The organism is Desulfovulcanus sp. (assembly GCF_982781345.1).
Genome location: NZ_CEYAEZ010000204.1, coordinates 1 through 1,078 on the forward strand (window position 1 = coordinate 1; position 1,078 = coordinate 1,078).

Below are 1,078 nucleotides of genomic sequence, written 5' to 3' on the forward strand. Positions count from 1 at the left end.
GTTCTTTAGCTTTATTAATTGCTTTAATAATATTTTCAGAATTTAAAGTAATTGTTTTATCTTCACCAGTATATACTATTGCACTAAAAAAATTTTGTGTTTCAAATGTTGTCTTGAGCGGTATTTTTTGTTTAATATAAGTTGGACTAATCTCTTCTAAAATCGTATCTATAGTTTCTCTATACATAGCAGATTTTAAAACAATTATTAGGTAATAGTTTGATTTCTCAATTATTAGAACAAAACTCCCTTAATAAAAATTGCCTAGAAAAATTCGAAAGATTTCCAGATATTCTGAAAAAAATGCTGAAAAATATTTGCTCGTCTATGATATTTTTAAATCTGTTCACTATGCCATATTACTGTTATAGTAGGAATCTTTCCTTCCTTCTTAACACCAATATAAACATCCCCCTCTCATTCTTGCTAATAAACAAGGACTCTGCTTCAGCCAAAGCATTAACCAAAAAAATAGAATTTCTACAAGGCACCCACCATAATATTTTTTCTTTATTCTCTTTTTCAATATTTCCTAGATCCTCTTCTTTTGTTTCTGGTATCTCTCCTTTATTTAGTAAAGCAGTGCTTATTTCTCCCAGCCATTTTATCTCTATTTTCTTAAATTCAGCATTTAGGTCCTTTGCAGTTTTTTTAGCACAGAATTCTTCCTCTTTTCTTGCTTTTTGGTTGTAGTCAAAAAATAAAATCTTTAATTTCTTTACTTTGTCTTTAATAGAATAAGCAGTAGTTACACTGTCTAATCCTCCTGAGCATACGATTATTGCATTATTCATGGTATTTTTAATTAAAGTCTATTTTTAAGTATTTGTAGACAAGATTATTCTCTTTTGAAAGAAATATAATGTTCTTTTAGAGTCTTGATTCTAGGAAGAGGGGCTCCTTATACCATGTTGGATCAAGAGAAAAACTTTTTCCATCTAATTTTATATTTACCCATGAATGAAAATTTTCACTCCCAATAATCTTTCCTATTTTTAATTCACAATCAAAACCGTAGTATTTAAGTAAACTATAAAGTCCAGGTGCCCACTCTCCACAATCTCCCTTGCCTTTCCCA

Annotated in this window: 3 protein-coding genes; all 3 read right to left on the reverse strand. The window is 29.2% G+C overall.

The features are described 5' to 3' along the window. Positions 1-187: hypothetical protein (locus AC3WVG_RS12250; protein WP_488798398.1), on the reverse strand; the 187-nt coding region annotated here is incomplete at its 3' end. Between the two features lie 178 nt (positions 188-365). Continuing rightward, entirely contained in the window at positions 366-794 is a 429-nt protein-coding gene (locus AC3WVG_RS12255; protein WP_488798399.1) for a 7-cyano-7-deazaguanine synthase, read from the reverse strand. 76 nt (positions 795-870) lie between these two features. Continuing rightward, the coding region (locus AC3WVG_RS12260) for a hypothetical protein (RefSeq protein ID WP_488798400.1) at positions 871-1,078 on the reverse strand (208 nt) is incomplete at its 5' end.